The organism is Microlunatus sagamiharensis, from assembly GCF_900105785.1.
Lineage (GTDB): Bacteria > Actinomycetota > Actinomycetes > Propionibacteriales > Propionibacteriaceae > Microlunatus > Microlunatus sagamiharensis.
Genome location: NZ_LT629799.1, coordinates 1,527,319 through 1,549,939 on the forward strand (window position 1 = coordinate 1,527,319; position 22,621 = coordinate 1,549,939).

Here is a 22,621-nt window from a genome sequence, read left to right on the forward strand (position 1 = left end):
CGCCGGCGTCGTCCGAACGGAGACCCGCGATGAAGCGCCTGCCCCGTGCCGCTGCCGTCCTGGCCGCAGCGACCGCCTTGCTCAGCACGACCTCGGTCCCGGCGCTCGCGGCGCCGCCGGTCGTCGAGCGCGCCACCTACACCAACGCGGTGTCCAAGAGCTTCGCCGACACCTTCGCCGACCCCTCCCTGATCCGGGGCCTCGACGGCTGGTGGTACGCGTACGGCACCTCCGACCCGCTGCGCGAGGGCGAGACGACGCCCGCCGAGATCCCGGTCGCGCGCTCGCACGACCTGGCGACGTGGGACTACGTGGGGACCGTCTTCAACGACGCCAACCGTCCGTCGTGGGCCGCCGGCGGTGCCGGGCTCTGGGCGCCCGACATCCGCTACGTCGACGGTGAGTACCGGCTGTACTACGTCGTCACCAACACGACCCAGCCGGGCGTGAACGACAGCGCCATCGGCGTGGCCACGGCCCCGACGCCGGCCGGTCCGTGGACCGACTCCGGCGCCCCCGTCGTCGCGCCCCGCCCGGGTGGGAACGGCGCGGCGGGCGACGACTTCCTGTGGACCTTCGACCCGAGCGCCGTCACCGACGGCGGCCGGCAGTACCTCTTCTACGGCTCGTACTACGGCGGGATCTACGTCAGCGAGCTGGCGGCCGACGGGCGCACCACGACCGGCACCCCGACCCAGGTCGCCATCGACAACAAGTTCGAGGGGGCGTACGTCGTCAAGCACGGCGGCTACTGGTACCTCTTCGCCTCGACCGCGGACTGCTGCGCGGGCCCGACCACCGGCTACTCGGTGCAGGTGGGCCGCTCGAAGAAGATCACCGGCCCGTACGTCGACGCCCAGGGCACCTCGCTCACCGCGTCGCGGACCGGCGGCACGCCCGTGCTCAACCAGAACGGCAACCGCTGGGTCGGTGCCGGGCACAACGCCGTGGCCACCGACCTGGCCGGTCGCGACTGGATCGTCTACCACGCGATCGACCGCACGGACCCGTACCTGAACGGCATCTCGGGCATCAACGAGCGCCCGATGCTGATCGACCGGCTCGACTGGGTCGACGGCTGGCCGGCCGTGCGCGCCGGCCGCGGTCCGAGCGCCGGCGAGCAGCAGGGTCCGGCCACCGGCGGGCGCTGGTCGACCGACCTGGCGACCGGCGTCCCGGCGCGCTGGCGGACCACCGGTCCGTGGCTGCGGCGCTCCGAGGAGCAGGCGGGCGGCTTCGTCCGGTCCAACGGTCGCGCCACCGTGCTGAGCGGGCGCGTCGGGTCCTCCGCCCGGGTGGAGGCCGACCTCCGCTCCGACGGCCCGTCGTACGGCCTGACGCTGCGCAGCGGGTCGACCACCGTGCGCGCGGTCGTCGACCCCGGCGTCGGGCGGCTCCGGCTGCAGGAGCAGCGGGGCGGCCGCACGGTCGACTCCTCCACCACTCGTCTGCCGGCCGGCTTCACGGCCGCCGACTGGCACGCGGTGGCCCTGCAGGTGCGTGACGGCCGGGCCGAGGCGACGATCACCCACGCCCGCCTCGGCGACCCCGTGGCCAGCACGACGCTGAAGGTCCGCCGGGCCGCCACCGTCGACCGCGCCGGGGCCTTCGCCGACGGCGCCGCGGTCGACGTCGACAACCTGAGCGCGCTGCCCGTGGCGAAGCCGGTCACGAAGCTCGCCCCGACCCCGGTGCCGAAGCGGCTCGACCGCTCGGCCAGCGACAGCTTCTCCGGCGACCGGCTCCGTGCCGGTTGGAGCTGGGTGCGCCAGGACGACCAGGCGAGCGTGACCGGCGGCGCGCTGCGCTGGCCCACCGAGGCGGCCGACCTGAACGGGCCCGGCGGCAACGCGGGCGTCCTGCTGCGCGACCCCGGCAAGGGTGACTGGGCGATCGAGACCAAGGTGTCGATCGACCTCGGCACCGATGACGTCCGCAACTACCAGCAGGCCGGGATCGTCGCGTACGCCGACGACGACTCCTTCGTCCGGCTCAGCCACGTCGCGATCTGGAACACCCGTCAGACCGAGTTCGGCCACGAGCAGCGCTACGCCGGGTCGCCCGAGGGCGTCCTGCACGCCGGCACGATCGCCGGCCCGCCCGCCGCCACCACCTGGCTGCGTATCACGCACCGCGTCGACCCGGCCAACGGCGAGCACGAGCTGCGCGGGTGGACGAGCCGTGACGGCAGGACCTGGGTGAAGGGTGGCGTCTGGACGCTGCCCGCGGGGTCGGACCTCAAGGTCGGCCTCGTCTCGCACGGCGGTGCCGGGGCGACGGCGCGCTTCGACTGGTTCCGGCTCTACCGGTGACCGCGCTGCAGACCCGGCTCCCGACGTCCGGCCGGACGTACCGCAACCCGGTCCACGAGGGCTACTTCGCCGACCCGTTCGTGCTGCGCGACGGCGACCGCTACGTCGCGTACGGCACCGGCGCCACGATCGGCGGGCTCGTCTTCGAGGTGCTCGTGTCGTCCGACCTCGCGACCTGGACCAGCGTCGGCGGGGCGCTGCACCCGGTCGCGGAGGAGCTGGGCGGCGACTACTGGGCGCCCGAGGTCGCGCACGCCAATGGCCGCTGGTGGATGTACTACTCGGTCGGGCACGGCGACGCCGGGCACCACCTGCGCGTCGCCGTTGCCGACGAGGCCGCCGGCCCCTTCACCGACCTCGGGATCGACCTGACCCCGGACGAGCGCTTCGCCATCGACCCGCACCCCTTCCGCGACGACGACGGCCGCTGGTACCTCTACTTCGCCCGGGACGTGCTCGACGCCGAGCGGGTCGGCACGCAGCTCGCCGTCGCCCGGCTCGAGGGGATGACGGCCCTCGTCGGCGGCACCCGCACGGTGCTCGCCCCGAGCGCCGACTGGCAGATCTTCGAGCGCGACCGCCCGATGTACGGCGCGCGTTACGACTGGCACACGCTCGAGGGTCCGACGGTGCGCCGGCACGGCGGGCGCTACCACTGCCTCTACTCGGGTGGCTCGTGGCAGGGCCCGGGCTACGGGGTCTCGTGGGCGAGCGCCCCGGGCCCGCTCGGGCCCTGGACCCAGACCGGGGCCGAGCGCCTGCTGCGCACGATCCCCGGCCATGTGCGGGGACCGGGCCACAACAGCGTCGTCACCACACTCGGGGGCACCGAGGTGCTCGCCTACCACGCGTGGGACGAGGCGGGGACGCGTAGACAGCTCTGCATCGACCCGCTGACCTGGACCGAGGAGGGTCCGGCGACTCCCGGCCCGACCTGGGACGAGCAGCCGCTACCCCGCTGAGCCCGCCTCGTCGCGCGGCTCACCAGCCCAGCACGCCGCCCGCCTCCTGGAAGGTGCCGGTCGGGATGCCCGGGCCGGCCTGGGCCCACCGCGCGATGACCGCGGCGCCGTCCTCGACCGGCTGCCCGCCGCTGTGGTCGACGTCGCCGAGGCCGGTCTGGCTGTAGCCGGGCTCGACGGCGACGAAGGTGACCTCGGGGACCGCGCGGGCGTACTGGACGGTCAGCATCGACACGGCGGCCTTGCTCACGCCGTAGAGGCCGGAGACGAAGTGCGACGCGGGCCGCACGGTGTCGTGGTTGGCGGTGAAGGAGCCGAGGGCGCTGGAGACGTTCACGACGACGGGGTGAGCCGAGCGCCGTAGCAGCGGGAGCGCCGCCTCGGTGACGCGGACGATGCCCACGACGTTGGTGTCGAGGACGGCGAGGGCGTCCGCGGACCGCATGCCGTAGCGGGCGATGCCGGCGTTGTTGACGAGGACGTCCAGCCCGCCGGCGACGCCGACCTGGTCGAGGGCGGCGGCGACGGAGTCGTCGTCGGTGACGTCGAGGTGGACGAAGCGGGCGCCGAGATCGGCGGCGGCGGCGCGGCCGGAGGCCTCGTCGCGGGCTCCGAGCCAGACGGTGTGGCCGGCCTCGAGGAGCTGGCGGGCGGTGTCGCGGCCGAGGCCGCGGTTGGCCCCGGTGATCAGTGTGGTGGTCATGGCTCGAGGCTGCGCCGAGCGGCGGACCCCGACCAGGCGTCCGGTTGTCGTAGGACCAGCAGGGCCAGGACCGGGGCCGGGCACGGGCCCGCGTCCGCCGGCGCGGGAGGACGCTGGAGTCGTGCAACCCTCCGAGTTCGGCCGCGTCCTGCGGCGCTGGCGCGACCGCGTGACGCCCGAGGCCGTCGGGGTGCCGGCGGGTCGACGCCGACGGGCGGCCGGGCTGCGGCGCGAGGAGCTCGCGGGTCTCGCGGCGATCTCCGCGGACTACCTCACCCGCCTCGAGCAGGGCCGGGCCACGTCGCCGTCGGCACAGGTCGTCGAGTCGTTGGCGCGGGCGCTGCGTCTGGACGACGACGAGCGGGACCTGCTCTTCCGCCTCGCCGGGCACGTCGCCCCGGGGCCGGGCACGGTGTGCTCCCGCGTCACCCCCAGCGTCCAGCGGCTGCTCGACCGGCTCGCCGACACCCCCGTCGCGGTGTACGACGCGGCCTGGACGCTCGTCGAGGCCAACGCGCCGTACGACGCGCTGATGGGCGACACCACGCGCTGGCAGGGCCTGGAGCGCAACGCCGTCTGGCGCCACCTCGTCGGTCCGGGCACCCGGGCACGGCAGACGGAGGCGGAGAAGGCCGAGCTGGAGTCCGGGCTCGTCGCCGACCTGCGACTGACGGCCTCGCGCTACCCCGACGACCCCGGCCTCGCCCGTCTGGTGGCCGAGCTGGCGCGGACCAGCCCGCGCTTCGCGTCGCTGTGGGAGAGCGCCGAGCCGTCGCCGCGCCGCGACGCCACCCGCCGCAAGACGGTCGCGCACCCCGGCGTCGGCGACGTCGAGCTCGACTGCGACACCCTCGTGGTCACCGCCGACGACCTTCGGCTGATGGTCTACACCGCCGAGCCCGGCACCGACGACGCCGAACGGCTCGCCCTCGCGGTCGTCCTCGGGACACAGACCTTCGTCGGCTGACCCGTCAGGTCCCGCTAACGAGCGGGCGCAGTCCGTCGGGACCCACCTCGAGCGGTGGTTTGCGGCGCCTTGGTGGGTGAGGACGACGCCGCAACCTACCGCTCGGCGTCCTTGGAAGCCGGGCACCCGGCTACGTCAACCCGGGCGTCAGCGGAAGCCGCGGGCCACCTCCTCGAGCCGGTCGCGGTACGAGCGCCACCAGTCGGCGTCGCGGTCGGGGAGGTTCATGGCGTCGGGACGCAGCCCGGCGGCGCCGTCGACCAGCTCGCGCACGAGGTCGGCGTGACCGGCGTGGCGCTGGGTCTCCGCGACCACGTGCGTCAGCACTCGGTGCAGCGTGACCTCGCGGTGCGTCGTCCACCACGGGACCGTCCCCAGCCCGTCGAGCGGCAGGGCCGCCACGGTGGCGTCGGAGTGGGCCCAGACCCGGCGGTAGAGGGCGACGACCTCGGTCCGTGGCTCGTCGGCCCGCGCCCAGAGGTCGGCGTTGTCGTCGGCGTCCTCGTCCATCCACGGCAGCGGTTCGGGGAAGGGCCGGCCGAAGACCTCGCCGAGGTAGCCGGCCTCCGTCCCGGCCGCGTGCTTGACCAGCCCCAGGAGGTTCGTGCCCGTGGCCACGAGCGGTCGCCGGGCGTCGTGCTCGGAGACGCTGTCGAGCTTCCACAGCAGCGCCTCGCGGGCCTGCTGGAGGTAGGACAGCAGGTCGTCCTTCGGTGTCGTCGGCACGCACCGACCCTCGCAGACGACCCGCTCAGAGGTCGAGGTCCTCCGGTGCGACCGCCCGCCCGCGCCGTCCGGGCCACTGCATCCCGTGCTCGGCGAGCAGGTCCATGAACCCCACCACGACGCTCGGCTCGGGCATCCCGTACGCGCTGAGGTCGCTCGTCGTGTGAGCGCCCTTCACCAGGTCGACGTCGTAGCCGGCGATCACGGCGCTGTGCAGCGTGGACCGGATGCACTGCTCGCTGGCCGCACCGACCAGCACCAGCCGGCCGACGCCGCGGGCGGCGAGCACGTCCTCCAGGTCGGTCTCCGCGAACGCGTCACCGTACCGCTTGCTCACCAGGGCCTCGCCGGCGACCGGCTCGAGACCCTCGACCAGCTGCCCCCCGGGGGTCCCGGCGCGGTGGTCACCGTCGTCGTCCTGCACCCACACGACCGGGACGTCGGCCGCGCGGGCCCTGGCCACGACGTCCTTGATCGTCTCGGTGACCTCGTCGATCTTGTACGCGCCGCCCACCACGCCGACCTGCATGTCGACGACGACGAGCGCACGGTTCGGACGGTCGGAGAAGGTGGACATGACGGCATTGAACCGTCTTCCCGCGTCGCGGTCGAGACCCCTCGACCGCGACGGCCTGGTCCAGCGGGCGGCGGGGCCGATCGCTCCCCGCCGCCCGGGCGAGATCAGCTGGCCTGCGCCCCGCCGGCCATGGTGAGGACCTCACCGGTGACGTAGCTCGACTCCTGGGAGGCGAAGAAGACGTACGCCGGGGCGACCTCGGCCGGCTGGCCGGCGCGCCCGAGCGGGGTCGACTCGCCGTGGCCCTCGGAGCGCTCCTCGGGCATGGTCGCCGGGATGAGCGGGGTCCAGATCGGCCCCGGGGCGACGGTGTTGACCCGGATGCCCTTGTCGGCGAGCTCCAGGGCCAGGCCCTTGGTGAAGTTGATGATGCCGGCCTTGGTGGTGGCGTAGTCGAGCAGCTCGGGCGAGGGCGAGGTCCCCTGCACCGACGACGAGTTGATGATCACCGAGCCGGGCCGCAGGTGCGGCAGCGCGAGCTTGCAGAGCCAGAACATCGCGTAGAGGTTCGTCTTGAGCACGCGGTCGAACTGCTCGGTGGTGATGTCGGCGATGCCGCCGAGCTGCGCCATCTGGTACGCGGCGTTGTTGACGAGGACGTCGATCCCGCCGAGCTCGGACACAGCGGTGTCGATCAGTGAACGGCAGACCTCCTCGTCGCGGATGTCGCCCGGGAAGCGCACCGCCTTGCGGCCGGCCTCCTCGACGAGGCGCGCGGTCTCGGCCCCGTCCTCCTCCTCCTCGGGAAGGTAGCTGATGAGGACGTCGGCACCCTCGCGGGCGAAGGCCAGCGCCACCGCGCGGCCGATGCCCGAGTCGCCCCCGGTGATCACCGCGCGCTTGCCGGTCAGGCGGTCGCTGCCCCGGTAGGAGTCCTCGCCGTGGTCCGGCTCGTCGGTCATGTCGCGGGTGAGGCCGGGGTGGACGATCTGGTCGTCGGTGCCCTCCGGCTGGTCGTGCTGCTCGGTCGGGTCGGTCTGCGTCGTCTGGTCGGCCATGCCACCGACTTACCCAACGGCGCCGCCGCCCCAACACCCACGTCCGTGCCGGACGGGTCGGCGCAGGTCCGCGGTGCCCCTGAGCCCGACGGGCCGCGCGGGTCACGGGACCCTCCGAAGTCGTGTCGATGCAGAGCCTTGCTTTTTAACGTTCAAATCCCTACCGTCCCGATCCGGACCTCGACGACGAGGCCCTGGGACCTGGGCGGTGCGATGCGGGCTGGACGGACGACGGCGGGACGCGCCACGCTGCACTCGGTCGCCGCCGCTGCGGGCGTGTCGCACCAGACCGTGTCCAACGTCCTCAACGCCCCCGACCGCGTACGCCCCGAGACGCGCGAGCGGGTGCTGCGGGCCGTCGACGCCCTGTCCTACCGCCCCGACGAGTCGGCCCGCTCCCTCGTGCGCCGCTCGACCCGGCTGGTGTCGTTCAACGTCGGCGAGGACCGCCCCGACCGGGTGTCGATGCTCGACGACTTCGCGCGGGCGCTGGCCCGGGTCGGCGAGACGCACGGCTACCGCCTCGTGCTGGACGTCGCGGGCGGGACCGACGACGAGCAGATCACCTCCTTCGCCGACCTCACCGCCCGGCGGGCGGTCGACGGCGTCGTCATCCCGTCCACCCACGTCGGCGACCGGCGGCCCGCCTGGCTCACCGAGCACGGCGTGCCGATGGTCGCCTTCGGCCGGCCCTGGCACGCCCCGGACGCCCAGCACTCGTGGGTCGACGTCGACGGCGGCCACGGCCTCCGCCTGGTCGCCGAGCACCTCCTCGCGACCGGCCGGCGCCGGCTCGCGTACGTGGGGCCGCCACGCGACGGCGGCATGGAGGACGACCGGCTCGACGGCCTGCTGGGCGGGGTCGCCGCGGCCGGGGTGCCCGGCGCCACCGTGTCGACGCTCGAGGTCGCCGACCCGTCCCGGCTGGAGTCCCTCCTCCCCGCGCTGCTCGAGGAGCAGCGGCCGGACGCGCTGGTCTGCCGCGACGACACCTACGCGTTCGAGGCCCGGCAGGTGCTCTCCGCCCTCCGCGACCCGGCCGCCGCCGGTGTCGCCGTCACCGGTGTCGACGACTCCCGCCTGGCCCGTCTCGCCCGGCCCGGCATCACGTCGGTGGCCCAGCCGCTCGACCAGGTCGCCGCCCTCATCTGGACCTCGCTCGTGGCCCAGATCGAGGGCCGCACCACCGAGCCGCTCCGACGACTCATCCGGCCCGCGCTCGTCGAGCGCGCCTCGTCCGCGCCCGCGGGCACCTGACCTCCCGACCCACCCCCGGACGACCCCGACCCGGCTCACCGCCGAGCAAGGAGCACGACCCATGCCGCGACCCCGAAGGCGCACCCTCCTGGCCACGATCGTGGTCGGGGGCCTTATGGTGCCCGCCGCCCTGACCTCTCCCGCGCTCGCCGCCCCGGAGGCCGGGCCCGCGCCGACGGCGTACGTCGTCGACGCCGAGACCCTGCCCTCGGGGGCCGGCGCGGCGGGCACGCTCGACCTCACGTCCACCGGGGGCCTCGACTGGGTGCACGTCACCGGCGACGGCACCGACCGCAAGGACGTCGCCGAGCAGATCGCCGTCGAGAGCCTGCACCCGGCGACCCCGACAGGGACGTTCGGCGACAGCCCGCTCGCCTACCGCTGGTCCGACGGGCGCCCGATCACGTCGTCGGGCCCGGTCACCACGGGCGCCGTCTACTCCTACGACCACTCCACCGTCGGCCCGACGACCGGCTTCGACGCCGGCTACCGGGTCAGCGTGCCCGCAGCGGACGAGGCCCGCACGCTGACGCTGGTGGGCGGCGCCTGGCAGGCCGCGGCCACCGTCACGGTCGCCGAGGACGGCGGGACGACGGTGTGGCAGCGCGGCCTGAGCGCCAACGGCTCCGCGCAGGTGCAGCGCTGGACGGTGCAGGTGCCGGCCGGCGAGGGCGCGGTCGTCACGACGAAGCTCACCGAGACCCGCAACCCCGACGGCAACGTCTCCCTGGCCGCCGTCACGCTGGCCGAGGCCGACGCCGCGGGCTCCGCGGCCGCGCTGGCCAGCGCGAGCACGCCGGCCACCATGGACCTCACCGCCCTCGGCGCCGACGACTGGCTCCACCTCGACGGGGCCACGCTCGACCGCCGCACCAGCGGTGACCACCCGCTCGCGCTGACCAACCTCGGCACCCGGGCGATCAGCCCGCAGGGCGACAACCCCGTCCGCTACAGCTGGAGCGACGGCACCCCCGACACCGAGCAGGCCGGCACGACCACCGGCGGGGTCTTCCTCGCCGCCTCCGACGATCTCGCGGCCACCCCGGGCGGGTGGTCGCTGGACGTCGCGGCCGCCGACCGGCCCCGCTCGCTGCGGCTCGTGGCCGGCGTCTGGAACGCCGCGGCCACGGTCTCGGTGACCTACGGCGGTGCGACCGCCCCGGTGGCGACGAGCACCGAGCTCTCCGCCGGCGGCAACGCCGTCTCGCGCCTCTTCACCGTCGCCGTCCCGTCCGGCAGCGCTGCGACCGTCGAGGCCCGCCTGACGTCGCGCAGCAACGGCGACGGCAACGTCACGCTCGGCGGCGTCGCGCTGGCCCCGACCCCGTCGGCGCGCCAGGCGCTGCAGTCGCTCTTCGACCAGGTCGACGCCGCGGACCGCCCGGCGATCAGCGCCGACACCCTCGCCCAGCTCGACCGCGAGGTCGCCGCCGCGCGTTCGGTGCTCGCGGACACCACGGCGACCGAGGCCGCCCTGCGGCGGGCCCGCGCCCGCCTCCAGACCGCCTGGGACGCGGCCGTGCACGAGGCCGCCGGCCAGCGCTACACGTTCCAGTCCGACCCCGGCCTGGTGTCCTCCTTCGGCTGGGAGGGCGACGTCGACGCCCCGATCGCGTACATCGACGGCAGCTACAAGCTCCGTGACCACGACGGCATCACGGTGACCTTCGGCGTCCCCGACATCCCCGGCACGATCGACTGGCACAACGCCGGCGGCTACCTCCCGGCCTTCGTCAGCACGTACACCAAGGACGGTCTGCGGCACACGGTGCAGAGCTTCACCGACGCCGTCACGGTCGGCGGCCGGCGCTTCGAGATCGCGTACTCCCGGATGACCACGACGAACACCACGAAGACCACCGCCACGCTGCCGGTGGTGTCCAAGCGGCTGGTCGGGCTGAACGCGGCTACGAGCCGGACCACGGTGAAGCCGGGCCGCACGGTCGTGCGCGACTACGCGATCGGCGCGGACCGCTTCGGCGGCACGAACGCCTGGCCCACCGACGCGAAGATCAAGGGGCTCGGGAGCTACGACAAGCACTACTCCCACATGCGCCGCTACTGGGACGACCGGCTCGACGAGATCGCCGACATCGAGCGGCTGCCCGACGAGCGACTCACGGACGCGTACAAGGCGGGCTACATCTACACCTTGATCATCCGTGACGACGTCAACGGCAAGAAGGAGCTGCACGTCGGCGAGAACGGCTACGACGAGCTCTTCGACCACGACACCATCGGCATCGTCTCCACGCTGCTGACCGTGGGCGACTTCACCTACGCCAAGGACTACCTGTCCACGCTGCCCGCGCAGCTGCAGTACGACGACGCCAAGTGGAAGTTCAGCTGGCCGTTCGCCCTCTACCTGCAGCGCACCGGCGACAGGAAGTTCGTGCAGTCGCAGTGGGCCAACATCAGCAAGCAGACGCACATGATCGAGACCGACCGCATCGACGGCGGGACGGGCATCATCAAGAAGACCGTCGCCATCGACAGCGAGGGCTACTGGACCGTCGACGACTGGTCCGCACTCGCCGGGCTGTCGACCTACCGCTACCTCGCCGAGCAGCTCGGCGACGAGGGCGAGGCCGCCTGGGCCAAGGCCGAGTACGACGACCTCTTCACGGTGGTCACCGCGCAGCTGCAGGCGACGATCGACAAGTACGACCTCGACTACATCCCGATCTCCATGGTCGAGCCGAACGAGACCGGCCCGCGGAAGGATCCGCGGGACGCGAACTGGGCGTCGATGTTCCTCTTCGGCCAGTGGGCCTGGGACGGCTACCTCTTCGGGGCCGAGCAGTCAGGCCTGATGCTCGACTGGATCGACCAGACGTACGCGCACGGCTTCGAGCGCCGCAAGGACGTCTCGGACTCCGAGGACAACTTCGGCGGCTACCCGCACGGCTACTACTCCAGCGCCTACAACGCCGGCTACGGCAGCACCGCCCTGCGCGGCGAGAAGTACCGCGACAAGGGGATCAAGGCGTACGAGTTCATGCTCGACCACTCCCAGAGCGGGCCGTTCGGCTGGTGGGAGGGCGTCGACTACCCGAACGCCGCCTCGCCGTGGGACATCGACCACGCCGCAGGCGGTGGCGGCTCGAACCAGCACATGTGGGGCCAGGCGACCGCCACCAAGGTCCTCTTCGACTCCCTGGTCGCGCAGAAGTCGGACGGCACGGTGATCATCGGTCGCGGTGCGCCCGAGGGCTGGGTGGCCAAGGGTCAGAAGATCAAGATCTCGAACTACCCGGTGCTCGGCAAGGGGCGGATCGGCTACTCGACCCGGTCGACGGGCACGAAGGTGACCATCGACTTCACGGGCCGCCGCGGTGGTGCGAAGGCCTTCAGCGTCGAGCTGGTCGGGCTGAAGGACAACGTCAAGAAGGTGTCGGTCCGCGGGGCCGTCGTCGACCAGGCGGCGGGCACCGTGCGGGTGCCGGCGACGACGAAGCACCTGACGATCACCCTGGAGGAGGCGATCACGCGCTGACCCGGAGCCCTGGGCAGCAGGACGCAGGAGGGGCGGGTCGCGGTTCTCCGCGGCCCGCCCCTCGACGCCTGTGGTGATCGGTGTCGATCGTGATCCGCGACGAGCGATCAGCAGGAGGCGACGAGGTCCCAGCTCGCCGTCCCCGACTGGCGCAGGGAGACGGTGTTGTACGAGCTCGTCAGACCGAGCGCGTCGCGCGAGCCGCGGGCGTACGCGCGGCCGTAGAGGCTGACCGCGCGGTCGGCGGCGACGTGCGACAGCGTCGAGGCGGTGACGCAGGTGGTTGGCGTCGGCGTGGGGGTCGTCCCCCCGCCGGTGCCGCCCGCCCGGACGAGCCCCGCGGCGAAGGTGGCGGCCTGGGTCACGGAACCGTTGCTGGAGTAGCTGAGGTGCCCGCCGCTCCCCTCTCCCGCCGGGTTGGAGCCCTGGCGCCCGCAGATCGAGTCGCTCACGTTGCAGTAGTCACGCGACTTCGGCCCGTAGACGGTGCTCGAGGTGGCGATCGTCCGGCCGCTGGCGCCGAGCGGGTTGCCGAAGACGACGACGGCCGCCACCCGGCCCGACAGCGCCGACGGGATCGGGGTGCCCATCGTGACACCCGTCCGGATGCTGATGGCGATGTCGGTCACGGTGGCGCCCTGGGAGTAGCCGCCGATGACGAAGCGGGTGCCCGGGCAGGACGCGGCGACGGAGCTGACGTGGGCCGACATGTCCGTCGCCCCGGGGCCGGCGCTGGTCTGGGAGGAGTTCGCGGCGTAGTCGACGGCGTACGAGCTCACCGTGTAGCCGCCCAGCTGGCTCTGCAGCCCGCTCACGAGCGGGCGGCCCAGGATGCCGAGGCCGGGCGTCTCCCCCGTGCCGCGGGCGAAGACGACGTCGACGTCGCTGCACGCCGCCTGGGCCGGCGTGGTGCCGACGGCGAGCAGGCTGGTGAGGGCGACGGCGGGGACGGCCAGGGCGGTGGCGATCCGCCGGGCGAGGCGGGGGCGGGACGAGCAGTTCACGGGGACTCCTCGGTGTGCGGGTGCGGGCGCAGGACCTGGACGACGCGAGCTCGGGAACGGTCCCACGTCGGAACCGAGTCTGGCGGCCCGCGCCCCGGCCTGGCTAGCCCTCGTCGGGGTGAGCACGACCGAGCGGTGCCTGCCCACGCCGGCGCGGACGGTTCGGGCTCCCGGCTCCCCAGGTAGTACAGTCATCCACCGCGGCTCCGAGGGTTGGAGCCCAGCGGGCTGTGGCGCAGCTTGGTAGCGCACTTGACTGGGGGTCAAGGGGTCGCAGGTTCAAATCCTGTCAGCCCGACAAGGTTTCTCACCGCGTCGGAACCGTCTCCGCGGACGATCGAGCCCCACAGGTCCGCTCGAGCACTGTTCATCTTCGCTGCTGCAACGAAGCCGTCGCCCGCGACGATCTCCTCGTCGTGCCGGCCACCTCTCCTCCCACCGACCGTCCGGTGATCTCGCGCCGCGCGCTGCTGCGGACCGGCCCGGTCGTGGCCGCGACGGCGGTCGGGACCACCGTCCTCGGCGCCGGGCGGGCCGAGGCGGCGGTCCGCGTCGACGCGGCCCACCACCTGCTGCGCCGGGCCGCGTTCGGACCCACGCCGGCGTTGCTGGCGCACGTGCGCAAGGTCGGCACGACCGCCTGGCTGGACGCCCAGCTCGACCCGGGCTCCGTCGACGACCGGGTCACGGAGGCATACGTGAAGCGCTTCACGAACCTGGACCTGACCCCGGGCGAGGTGCGCGCCAAGTTCCGCAGCGGCGCCTGGGACGTGATGTACGAGGTGCTCGGCGCGCACGTCTCGCGGGCCGTGTTCTCCAACCGCCAGGTCTTCGAGGCGGCCGTCGACTTCTGGACGAACCACTTCGTCGTGCCGGTGCCCAGCACCGAGGTCTGGGACTGCGCGCAGGTCTTCACCCGCGACGTCGTGCGCAAGCACGCCCTCGGCCGCTTCGCCGACATGCTCGTCGCCTCGGCGAAGTCGTCGGCCATGCTGATCGTGCTCAACGGCAAGGACTCGACGCGGCGGGCCCCGAACGAGAACTACGGTCGCGAGCTGCTCGAGCTGCACACCCTCGGGGTCGGGAGCTACACCGAGGACGACGTCAGGCAGTCCGCGCTGATCCTCACCGGCCTCGGCACCACCCGCGGCAAGGAGTACGAGTACCACCCGGCCGACCACCACGTGGGCCCCGTGCGCGTCCTCGACTTCGCGCACCCGAACGGCTCCGCGAACGGCGAGTCCGTGGCCGAGGCCTACCTCGAGCACCTCGCCCACCACCCGGCCACGGCGACGAGGATCGCCACCAAGCTGTGCGTGCGCTTCGTCTCCGACACCCCGCCCGCCTCGCTGGTCGCCCGGCTCGCGCAGGTGTTCCTCGACTCCGGCACCGCCGTCGCCCCCGTGCTGCGGGCGCTGTTCACCTCGTCGGAGTTCGCCGCCTCGGTCGGGCAGAAGGTCCGGACGCCGTACGAGGACGCCGTCGCGACGATGCGGGTGCTGCGGGCCACGCCGGACCGCAAGGGCATCGCCAGCGGCAAGGAGCTGCGCTACAAGACGCTCGGGATGGGGCAGGCGCCGATGAACTGGCCCGCGCCCAACGGCTACCCCGACGTCGCCGCCGCCTGGTCGGGCTCCTCGACGATGCTCGCCCGCTGGAACTTCCACGGCTCCGCCGCCGGCGGCGGGGCGCTCAACACGATGACCCGGCCCCAGCTCGTCGACCTGCTCGGGCTGCGGAAGCCGCCGGCCACCTTCGGCGCCGTGGTCGACCGGGCCGCGGCGGCGCTCCTGGTCCCCGACCTGACCCCGGCACAGCGCAAGGCCGTCTGCACCTTCCTCGGGCACTCCCCCTCCGACCGCCTGCGCAAGGACGACGCGCTGATCCGTCACAACCTGCCGCACCTGGCCGCCGCCCTGCTCGACTCCCCGAACTTCCTCGTCCGGTGAGCGCCGACCAGACCCGTAAGCAAGCCTGCGGCTGCCCCGAGGGGGTCCGCGCGGCCGGGGTGTCGCGCCGCTCGCTGCTCGCCGCCGCCGGCGCGCTCGGGGCGCTCGCCACCGTCCCCGGACTGTCGGGCCCCGACTTCGCGACGTCGCTCGCCTTCGCCGGGACCCGCTACACCGGCGACACGCTCGTGGTCCTGAGCCTGCGGGGCGGTTGCGACGGCCTCTCGATGGTCGTGCCCGTCGGGGACCCGGCCTACTACGCCGCCCGCCCGACCATCGCCGTCCCGGCCTCCCGCACGCTCGCGCTGGACGCGATGTTCGGGCTGCACCCCGCGATGGCTCCGCTGAAGCCGCTCTGGGACGCGGGCCACCTCGCCGCCGTGCACGCGATGGGCCAGCCCAACCCGACGCGCTCGCACTTCTCCGCGATGGAGCAGATGGAGAACGCGGCGCCGGGCTCGCACCTGCGTACGGGCTGGCTCGACCGGATGGTCGGCGCCGGCGGGAGCCCGGAGACCTTCTCCTCCGTCTCCGTCGGCAGCAGCAACGCCCCGGCCTCGATGATCGGACCCAATCCCGAGCTGTCGATGCGCAGCGTGGCCGAGTTCAAGCTCAACGCGGTCCGCAAGGCCGGGGACGACAAGCGGTGGTCCACGCTGCTCACCTCGCTCTACCAGGACGCGCCCCCCGTCCTCGCCGCCCCGACGACCTCGACCCTCCGGGCGCTGTCCGCGACGAGCCGCGTCGCCTCGTCGGCGTCCACCCCGGCGCACGGGGCGGCGTACCCGAGCAGCGGCGTGGGCGACGCACTGCGCGACGTCGCGCGCCTCGTCAAGGCGGGGCTCGGGCTGCGCGCCGCGACCGTGGACGTCGGCGACTGGGACATGCACGCCGGGCTCGGCCGCTCGGACAAGGGGTGGATGTTCGACCGGCTGACCGACCTGAGCCAGGCCCTCGCCGCCTTCTGGACCGACCTCGGCTCCTCCCAGGACCGGGTCAGCCTCGTGACCCTGTCGGAGTTCGGCCGGCGCGTCGCCGAGAACGCGTCGGGCGGGCTGGACCACGGGCTCGGCAACGTCAGCCTCGTCCTGGGCGGCGGCATCCGCGGCGGCCAGGTGTACGGCCGCTGGCCCGGCCTCGACGCGTCGGACCTGGTCGGCGGCGACCTGGCCGGGGTGACCGACTACCGCACCGTCCTCGCCGAGCTGCTCGAGAAGCGCACCGGGGTGTCGACGAAGGACGTCTTCCCCGGCCTCGACCCCGCCCGCCTCGGGCTCGCCCGGGCCCGCTGAGCCGCCGGCGCCGGGCGAGCGGCCTGCTCACGCTGCCGGGCTCCGCGTGGACCCCGCGCACGTCAGGTGACACGGACGGCTGTGTCGCGCAGGAGACACAAGATTGGCTCGGTTCCGGGTCCTCCGTCCTACGCTCCGGGCTCCCGTCGTCCAGCAGAAGGCAGACCCCCGTGCTCCCCAAGACCCTCTCCGTGCTCGCCGCGACCGCGCTCGCCGGCGCCACCCTCGCTGTCCCCTCGTCCGCCTCGGCGACCACCGACCGGGACCTGCGCTGGTCCGTCCAGGGCTCGAGGGCGGTCCTCACCTCACCCGACTACGCCGAGATCGACTTCGCCTACACCTGCGGGACGGCCGGCGCGCCGGAGGACGTCGAGGTCGGCCCCGCCCTGTTCCAGCCCGTGTACGACACACCGACGGGCGGCGCGTTCCGGGGGCAGGAGGGTTTCCCCTCCTTCACGTGCGACGGCACCCCGCACACCCAGGTGGTGGTGCTGCGGGCGCAGTACGGGACCTTCGAGAACGGCAGCGGCGAGGTCGGTCTGCTGTTCCGGGACCCGATCAACGGCACGCCGACGTTCCAGCACGTCAGGCTCGAGGGCCTCGCGGACCCGCGGGCCGCGGTCGCCGTCAGCATCAACGCCACCCCGGAGCCGGTGAAGAAGGGCCGCACCATCACGGTCAAGGGCACCGTCACCCGCGACGGCAAGGCGTACGCGAAGAAGAAGGCCACGCTCTGGTTCGCCCGCGACAACCGTGACGCCACGAAGGTCAAGAACGTGACGTCCAGCAGCAAGGGCACGCTGAGGACCACCGTCAAGGCCTCCCGCTCCGGCACCTTCTTCTGGGTCACCGGCTCCACGAGCAAGACCCAGCAGGGCACGTCCGGCGTGGACCGGGTGAAGGTGAAGTGAGACCGGGCCGCCCGAGCCCGGTCGAGGTCGACCCGCCCGTCCGTCGCGCCGACCGAGGACGTTGGATGGGCGGGTGACCGACTACACCGAACCATCCGTCCCGCTGGGCGAGCACGCGATGCCGCTGCTCGGCTTCGGCACCTGGCAGATCGAGAACGACGACGCGCCCCAGGCGACGTCGACGGCGCTCGAGCTGGGCTACCGCCACATCGACACCGCCACCGGCTACGGCAACGAGGCCGGCATCGGCACCGCGCTCGCAGACTCCGGCCTCGACCGTGACTCCCTGTTCATCACGACCAAGCTGCCCCCCGACCACGCCGGTCGCGAGCGGCAGACGATCGAGGAGAGCCTGACCAAGCTCGGGCTCGACCGGGTCGACCTGTGGCTGGTGCACTGGCCGCCGAACGGCCAGGCGTCGCCCGAGGTCTGGGCCGAGGTGGTCAAGGCCCAGCAGGACGGCCTGGCCACGCACATCGGGGTGAGCAACTACTCGCTCGACCAGATCGACGAGCTCGTCAGCGCGACGGGCGTGACCCCGGCGGTCAACCAGATCCGCTGGAGCCCGGGCGTCTACGACCCGGCGGTCGCCGCCGGCCTGTCCGAGCGCGGCGTGGTCCTCGAGGGCTACAGCCCGTTCAAGGCGAGCAACCTCGACGACCCGACGCTGGTCCGGATCGCGGAGGCGCACGACGCGACCGCGGCGCAGGTGATCGTGGCCTGGCACGTCGCGCACGGCTTCGTCGTGATCCCCAAGTCGGCCCGGCGCGAGCGCATCGAGGCCAACGCCGCCGGCGCGCGGCTCCGGCTCAGCGCCGACGAGGTCACGGCGATCGACGGCCTCGCGGCCTGACCGAGGCAGCGGAACGCCCCCTGCGCCCGACGGGCGCAGGGGGCGTGCTCACGTGATCAGGGCTTGCAGCTCCACGGGCGGAAACCGCGCTTCTTGTAGAGCGTGTTGGCCACGTGGACCTGCTCGTTCTTGCTGGCCTTGTGCGGGTACTTCGCGAACTTGCGCCCTCCGGCCGACTTCCACGTCGACAGGTTGAACTGCAGGCCGCCGTAGTAGCCGTTGTGCGTGTTGATGTGCCAGTTGCCGCCCGACTCGCAGCGCGCGATCTTGTTCCACTGCTTCATCCGGGCCAGGTTCAGCCTGTTGGTGCCGACCTTGACGATCTTGCTGCGCACCTTGCGGTCGACCCTCGTCGTCACCACGGTGGTCGACTCGCCGTTGACGGTCGTGACCACCGTCGTCGTGGTGACCTTGCCGGTGCGGCCGCTGCGGACGGTCTTCGTCTTGCCCCGCATCATCGACGAGGTCTTCTTCTTGATCGTCTTGTACTTGACCGTCTTCTTCTTGCTGGTCTTCGTGACGGAGACGACGTCGACGACGAGGGACATGCCCTCGGTGACCTCGGTGTCACGCGACGGCGAGACCCGGTCGTCACCGTCGACCGCGAGGCCGAGCTGGGTGATCGCGTCGGCGACCGTCGGCGCGTCGGTCACCGACACCGTCGAGGCCTGGCCGGCGTAGCGGAGGTCGATCGTCGTCGTCTGCGGGGCCGCCGAACCGGTGGCCGTGGCGGTCGGCGTCGCGCTCGGCGTCGCGCTGGGCGTCGGCGTGTCCGCGTACGCCGGCGCGCTGCTCAGACCTCCGGCCAGCAGTGCCACCGTGGCTGCCGCAGCAGCCGTCCAGGTCCCGATTCTGGGCATCGTCTCGTCCCCCGTGGGTCGTGTCCGCCGATTGCCGGTGGCTGCTCTGACGCAGCCACCGACCTGAAGAAAGCCTGAGCCTGCCCTGTAGATAACGAATTGGCAACTTCAGTGAAAGTTCAAGGGCCGCAACATCGCGCTCAGGTCTCGGTCGCCGTCCGGCCCAGGACCGTCGGCGGCCTGCCCGCGTGCGCCCGTACGATCCCCGGGTGACAGACGCGGCGGTGAGGTTCGGGCTGGTCGGCTACGGGTTCGGGGGGCGTTACTTCCACGCGCCGCTGATCGAGGGCGCACCCGGCGCGACGCTCGCCGGGGTGGTCACCCGGTCGCCCGAGCGGCGGGCCGAGGTCGAGGCCGAGCACCCGGGCGTGGCCGTCTTCGACACCGTCGACGCGCTCGTCGCGGCCGGCGTGGACGCGGTCGCGGTCAGCACACCGGCCGCCACGCACTCCGAGGTCACCGACGACCTCCTGCGCCGCGGGGTCCCGGTCGTCTGCGACAAGCCCTTCGCCCTGGACGCGGACGCGGCCCGGGCCAGCGTCGAGCTCGCCGAGCGCGAGGGCGTGCTCCTCAGCCCCTACCAGAACCGTCGCTGGGACTCCGACCTGCTGACCGTGCGCCGCGTGCTGGCCGAGGGCGGGCTCGGCGAGGTCCTCCGGTTCGAGTCCGCCTTCGAGCGGTGGTCCCCCGACCTCGCCCCGCCGGTCGCGGGCGCCGGCCTGCTCCGCGACTTCGGCAGCCACCTCGTCGACCAGGCGCTGTTCCTCTTCGGGCCCGTCGTGCGGGTGTACGCGGAGACCCGCGAGGTCGAGCCGGGCTTCGAGAACGACTTCCGCCTGCTGCTGCAGCACGAGGGCGGGATGCGCACGCACCTGTCCGGGGCCTGGCGCCAGAGCGCCACGGGACCGCGGTTCCGGGTCACCGGCACCGAGGGGACGTTCGTCGTCACCGCGGCGATGGACGGTCAGGAGGAGGCGCTCGTCGCCGGGCGCACCCCGACGAGCGAGGGCGACGACTGGGGCCGGGAGCCGCAGGAGGCGTGGGGCACGCTCCACCGCGGCGACGAGCACGAGACCGTCGAGAGCGAGAGGGGCCGTTGGGACTCCTACTACGCGCAGTTCGCCGCGGCCGTCCGCGGCGAGGGAGGTGTGCCGGTGGACCCGTGGGACGCGGTCGCCACGGCCACGGTCATCGACACCGCGCGCCGCAGCGCCGTGGAGGGCACCACGGTCGACGTGCCGCCAGTCCGGCGCTAGGCCGCGCCCGTGCGAGGCCGTCGGGCACGCCGCGCGGAGCGGATGGCGCTGTTGACAAGAGCGAAGGACCTGCCGCCCGAGCAGCTGGGCCGGTTCTGGGCGGTGATGCTCGGGGGCACGGTCGTCGGTGTGTCCCTCGAGGTCCCCGCGCTCGTCCTCGGGGTCCGGGCGGCCACGTACGCCCGACGGCGGCACGGGGCCGGGTTCCGGGAGGTCGTCGGCAGCGGACCCGTGACGCGAGCGCTCGTGCTCGTCGGCGCGGCCCTGGTGTGGCGGAGGGTGACGAGCGCCCTCATGGTCCGCGCGCTGCGGCAGCTCGTCGAGCGCGTCGAGCGCGACGAGCGCGACGGTTCGATCAAGGACCCCGCGGACCGTCCGTCGTGACGCGTCTCCTGCGGCCGGGCCGGCTGGTGCGGGTCTGGGGCCGTCGACGTCGTGCGGGCTGTCGCGGCCGTGCTCGACGCCAGCACCGGTGAGTAGGTCGGGCTGGCAGCGTCGCCTCGGAGGTCTCGACCTGCGCCGGAACCCGTTTTCGGCCGAGCCTCCGTCGGCCGCGGCGGGGCACGTGCTCCAATGGCGCTCCCGAACGACGAGGTGAGGGGCACCGGGTGTGAGCAGCGTGGCGGCACGACCGAGGCTGGGCTGGCGGGCCCGGCTGCGCCGTGACCGGGTGCTGGTGCTCATGGCCGTCCCCGGCATCGCGGCCCTGCTGCTCTTCCACTACCTGCCGCTGCTCGGCAACGTGATCGCCTTCGAGGACTACCAGCCCTTCCTCGGGATCCTCGGCAGCGAGTGGGTCGGCCTCGAGAAGTTCTCGATCCTGGTCAACGGCGACCCCGCCTTCGTCAACGCCGTGAAGAACACGCTGGTCCTGACGCTGGTCCAGGTGATCTTCGTCTTCCCTGCGCCGATCATGCTCGCGCTCATGATCAACAGCCTGATGTCGGACCGGCTGCGGCGCATCGTGCAGAACGTCCTCTACCTCCCCCACTTCCTGTCCTGGGTCGTGGTGGTGGCCATCTTCCAGCAGCTGCTCGGCGGCAGCGGACTGCTCAACAGCTTCCTGCGCAGCCGTGGCGCCGAGACGCTGGAAATCATCGGCAACCCCGACCTGTTCATCGGCCTGCTGACGAGCCAGGTGGTCTGGAAGGACTCGGGCTGGGCGACGATCCTCTTCCTCGCCGCCCTGTCGCAGGTCGACCAGTCGCTGTACGAGGCCTCCGCGATCGACGGCGCCAGCCGCTCGCGCCAGCTCTGGCACGTGACGCTGCCCGCGCTCAAGGGCGTGATCATCCTGCTGCTGATCCTGCGCCTCGGGGACTCGCTGAACGTGGGCTTCGAACAGATCATCCTGCAGCAGAAGGCGGTCGGGTCCGAGGCCAGCGAGGTGATCGACACCTACGTCTTCAACTACGGCATCCTCGGCAGCGACTGGGGCACCTCGGCCGCGGTCGGCCTGGTCAAGGGCGTCATCGCGACGATCCTCGTGGTCGGGGCGAACAAGGTGGCGCACGTCTTCGGCGAGGACGGGGTCTACCGCGCATGACCACCACCGCCGCCCGCGTCGAGCCCGCGGCCGAGACCACCTCCACCGCCGGCCCGGGTCGACGCCGCGAGTCCTCGGGGCTGAACCGGCCCGGCGTGCCCGAGTCGCTGCTCAAGCTCGTCGTCCTCGGCTTCGCCGTGCTGGTCGTCGTGGTGCCCTTCCTCGGCATCGTCTCCACGAGCCTGTCGAGCAAGGAGCACCTGGACGCCGAGGGCGGTTTCGTCCTGTGGCCGGACGCGGTGAGCCTCGAGGCGTACCGCTCGGTCCTCAGCGGCGGGGTCGTGACCCGGGCGCTGGTGGTGAGCATCGGCGTGACCGTCGTGGGGACCCTGCTGAGCCTGCTCGTGACGTCGATGCTGGCGTACGCCCTGAGCCGGCCCGGGAGCTTCGGCTCGCGTCCCGCCCTGCTGGTGGTGCTGCTCAGCCTGCTGTTCTCCCCCGGCCTGCTGCCGGTCTACCTGACGGTCCGCGGACTCGGCCTGATCGACACCTTCGCAGCCCTGGTGCTGCCCGTCCTGGTCAGCGGATTCAACGTCATCGTGCTGCGGTCCTTCTTCATGGGCATCCCCGCCGAGGTGCTCGAGAGCGCCCGCGTCGACGGCGCCGGCGACTGGCAGACCTTCACCCGCATCGTCGCCCCGCTGTCCAAGGCCGTGCTCGCTGTGGTCGGGCTCTTCTACGGCGTCGGCTACTGGAACGCCTTCTTCGGCGCCCTGATCTACCTCAACGACCAGAGCCGCTGGCCGCTGACGCTGGTGCTGCGGACGTACGTCCTCAACAACACCCAGCTCTCGGCCGGGGACCTGTCCGCCGGGGCCGAGTCGCTGCCCGCCCAGCCGGCGCTGCAGATGGCGATGCTGCTGGTCTCGATCGTGCCGATCCTGATCGTCTACCCCTTCCTCCAGCGGCACTTCACCAAGGGCGTCATCACCGGCGCCGTGAAGGGCTGACC

At 73.0% G+C, this 22,621-nt stretch carries 19 protein-coding genes and 1 tRNA gene; 14 read left to right on the forward strand and 6 right to left on the reverse strand.

The window, feature by feature from the left end; translation table 11 throughout:
• Positions 1–29: 29 nt before the first annotated feature.
• Both BLU42_RS06945 and BLU42_RS06950 read left to right on the forward strand, forming a co-directional pair.
• Positions 30–2,312 carry a family 43 glycosylhydrolase gene (locus BLU42_RS06945; protein WP_091073830.1) on the forward strand — a complete coding sequence of 761 codons (2,283 nt, stop codon included), beginning with the start codon at positions 30–32 and terminating at the stop codon, positions 2,310–2,312.
• Positions 2,309–3,274 (forward strand): glycoside hydrolase family 43 protein, encoded by a 966-nt coding sequence (locus BLU42_RS06950; RefSeq protein ID WP_197680653.1) that lies wholly within the window; start codon positions 2,309–2,311, stop codon positions 3,272–3,274. The genes BLU42_RS06945 and BLU42_RS06950 overlap by 4 nt, the downstream gene beginning before the upstream one ends.
• Positions 3,275–3,293: 19 nt before the next feature.
• Here the strand turns inward: BLU42_RS06950 and BLU42_RS06955 are convergent, their stop codons facing one another.
• Complete coding sequence (locus tag BLU42_RS06955) at positions 3,294–3,977, reverse strand: SDR family NAD(P)-dependent oxidoreductase (protein ID WP_172825762.1); 684 nt, start codon at positions 3,975–3,977, stop codon at positions 3,294–3,296.
• A 121-nt stretch (positions 3,978–4,098) separates the two neighbouring features.
• On the opposite strand from BLU42_RS06955, the gene BLU42_RS06960 reads away from it, so the two are divergent.
• The gene (locus BLU42_RS06960) at positions 4,099–4,944 is read left to right on the forward strand and encodes a helix-turn-helix transcriptional regulator (protein ID WP_091073831.1); all 846 of its coding nucleotides are present in this window, start codon (positions 4,099–4,101) and stop codon (positions 4,942–4,944) included.
• Positions 4,945–5,091: 147 nt separating this feature from the next.
• Here the strand turns inward: BLU42_RS06960 and BLU42_RS06965 are convergent, their stop codons facing one another.
• From BLU42_RS06965 to BLU42_RS06975, 3 genes are all read right to left on the reverse strand, one after another.
• Positions 5,092–5,670, reverse strand: a complete 579-nt coding sequence (locus tag BLU42_RS06965; RefSeq protein ID WP_091073832.1) for a DinB family protein — start codon at positions 5,668–5,670, stop codon at positions 5,092–5,094.
• A gap of 25 nt (positions 5,671–5,695) precedes the next feature.
• Positions 5,696–6,247, reverse strand: a complete 552-nt coding sequence (locus BLU42_RS06970; RefSeq protein WP_091073833.1) for an isochorismatase family protein — start codon at positions 6,245–6,247, stop codon at positions 5,696–5,698.
• A gap of 104 nt (positions 6,248–6,351) precedes the next feature.
• Positions 6,352–7,245: an SDR family oxidoreductase gene (locus tag BLU42_RS06975; RefSeq protein WP_091073834.1), complete on the reverse strand. Its 894-nt coding sequence runs from the start codon at positions 7,243–7,245 to the stop codon at positions 6,352–6,354.
• 213 nt (positions 7,246–7,458) lie between these two features.
• On the opposite strand from BLU42_RS06975, the gene BLU42_RS06980 reads away from it, so the two are divergent.
• A complete protein-coding gene (locus tag BLU42_RS06980; protein WP_091073835.1) occupies positions 7,459–8,502 on the forward strand; it encodes a LacI family DNA-binding transcriptional regulator in 1,044 nt (347 codons plus the stop codon).
• A gap of 61 nt (positions 8,503–8,563) precedes the next feature.
• Positions 8,564–11,998, forward strand: a complete 3,435-nt coding sequence (locus BLU42_RS06985; protein ID WP_091073836.1) for a sugar-binding protein — start codon at positions 8,564–8,566, stop codon at positions 11,996–11,998.
• 107 nt (positions 11,999–12,105) lie between these two features.
• Here BLU42_RS06985 and BLU42_RS06990 read toward each other — a convergent pair whose 3' ends face one another.
• On the reverse strand, positions 12,106–13,002 hold the full coding sequence (locus BLU42_RS06990; protein WP_197680654.1) for a cutinase family protein: 897 nt from the start codon (positions 13,000–13,002) through the stop codon (positions 12,106–12,108).
• A 224-nt stretch (positions 13,003–13,226) separates the two neighbouring features.
• On the opposite strand from BLU42_RS06990, the gene BLU42_RS06995 reads away from it, so the two are divergent.
• The 5 genes from BLU42_RS06995 (at position 13,227) to BLU42_RS07015 (ending at position 18,007) form a co-directional block, all read left to right on the forward strand.
• Positions 13,227–13,300, forward strand: a tRNA-Pro gene (locus tag BLU42_RS06995).
• Between the two features lie 151 nt (positions 13,301–13,451).
• The gene (locus tag BLU42_RS07000; protein ID WP_157719867.1) at positions 13,452–14,951 is read left to right on the forward strand and encodes a DUF1800 domain-containing protein; all 1,500 of its coding nucleotides are present in this window, start codon (positions 13,452–13,454) and stop codon (positions 14,949–14,951) included.
• The gene (locus BLU42_RS07005) at positions 14,948–16,243 is read left to right on the forward strand and encodes a DUF1501 domain-containing protein (RefSeq protein ID WP_091073839.1); all 1,296 of its coding nucleotides are present in this window, start codon (positions 14,948–14,950) and stop codon (positions 16,241–16,243) included. The genes BLU42_RS07000 and BLU42_RS07005 overlap by 4 nt, the downstream gene beginning before the upstream one ends.
• 170 nt (positions 16,244–16,413) lie before the next feature.
• Positions 16,414–17,154, forward strand: coding sequence for a hypothetical protein (locus BLU42_RS07010; protein ID WP_091073840.1), 741 nt, complete (start codon positions 16,414–16,416; stop codon positions 17,152–17,154).
• Between the two features lie 73 nt (positions 17,155–17,227).
• Positions 17,228–18,007: an aldo/keto reductase gene (locus BLU42_RS07015; RefSeq protein WP_231918482.1), complete on the forward strand. Its 780-nt coding sequence runs from the start codon at positions 17,228–17,230 to the stop codon at positions 18,005–18,007.
• A gap of 56 nt (positions 18,008–18,063) precedes the next feature.
• On the opposite strand, the gene BLU42_RS07020 is transcribed toward BLU42_RS07015, so the two are convergent.
• A complete protein-coding gene (locus tag BLU42_RS07020) occupies positions 18,064–18,867 on the reverse strand; it encodes a resuscitation-promoting factor (RefSeq protein ID WP_157719868.1) in 804 nt (267 codons plus the stop codon).
• A gap of 209 nt (positions 18,868–19,076) precedes the next feature.
• On the opposite strand from BLU42_RS07020, the gene BLU42_RS07025 reads away from it, so the two are divergent.
• The 4 genes from BLU42_RS07025 to BLU42_RS07040 all read left to right on the forward strand — a co-directional run bounded on the left by BLU42_RS07025 (position 19,077) and on the right by BLU42_RS07040 (position 22,619).
• Positions 19,077–20,123 carry a Gfo/Idh/MocA family oxidoreductase gene (locus BLU42_RS07025; protein ID WP_091073842.1) on the forward strand — a complete coding sequence of 349 codons (1,047 nt, stop codon included), beginning with the start codon at positions 19,077–19,079 and terminating at the stop codon, positions 20,121–20,123.
• Between the two features lie 51 nt (positions 20,124–20,174).
• Entirely contained in the window at positions 20,175–20,507 is a 333-nt protein-coding gene (locus BLU42_RS07030) for a hypothetical protein (protein ID WP_157719869.1), read from the forward strand.
• 226 nt (positions 20,508–20,733) lie between these two features.
• Positions 20,734–21,669, forward strand: coding sequence for an ABC transporter permease (locus tag BLU42_RS07035; RefSeq protein WP_231918483.1), 936 nt, complete (start codon positions 20,734–20,736; stop codon positions 21,667–21,669).
• A complete protein-coding gene (locus BLU42_RS07040) occupies positions 21,666–22,619 on the forward strand; it encodes a carbohydrate ABC transporter permease (RefSeq protein WP_157719870.1) in 954 nt (317 codons plus the stop codon). The genes BLU42_RS07035 and BLU42_RS07040 overlap by 4 nt, the downstream gene beginning before the upstream one ends.
• The last annotated feature ends 2 nt before the right edge of the window (positions 22,620–22,621 follow it).

Bases quoted from the DNA above. Each gene is read 5' to 3' on its own strand.
- BLU42_RS07040 (WP_157719870.1), top strand. From the start codon at position 21,666: ATGACCACCACCGCCGCCCGCGTCGAGCCCGCGGCCGAGACCACCTCC.
- BLU42_RS06975 (WP_091073834.1), bottom strand. From the start codon at position 7,245: ATGGCCGACCAGACGACGCAGACCGACCCGACCGAGCAGCACGACCAG.
- BLU42_RS06970 (WP_091073833.1), bottom strand. From the start codon at position 6,247: ATGTCCACCTTCTCCGACCGTCCGAACCGTGCGCTCGTCGTCGTCGAC.
- BLU42_RS06955 (WP_172825762.1), bottom strand. From the start codon at position 3,977: ATGACCACCACACTGATCACCGGGGCCAACCGCGGCCTCGGCCGCGAC.
- BLU42_RS06980 (WP_091073835.1), top strand. From the start codon at position 7,459: ATGCGGGCTGGACGGACGACGGCGGGACGCGCCACGCTGCACTCGGTC.
- BLU42_RS07020 (WP_157719868.1), bottom strand. From the start codon at position 18,867: ATGCCCAGAATCGGGACCTGGACGGCTGCTGCGGCAGCCACGGTGGCA.
- BLU42_RS06945 (WP_091073830.1), top strand. From the start codon at position 30: ATGAAGCGCCTGCCCCGTGCCGCTGCCGTCCTGGCCGCAGCGACCGCC.
- BLU42_RS06985 (WP_091073836.1), top strand. From the start codon at position 8,564: ATGCCGCGACCCCGAAGGCGCACCCTCCTGGCCACGATCGTGGTCGGG.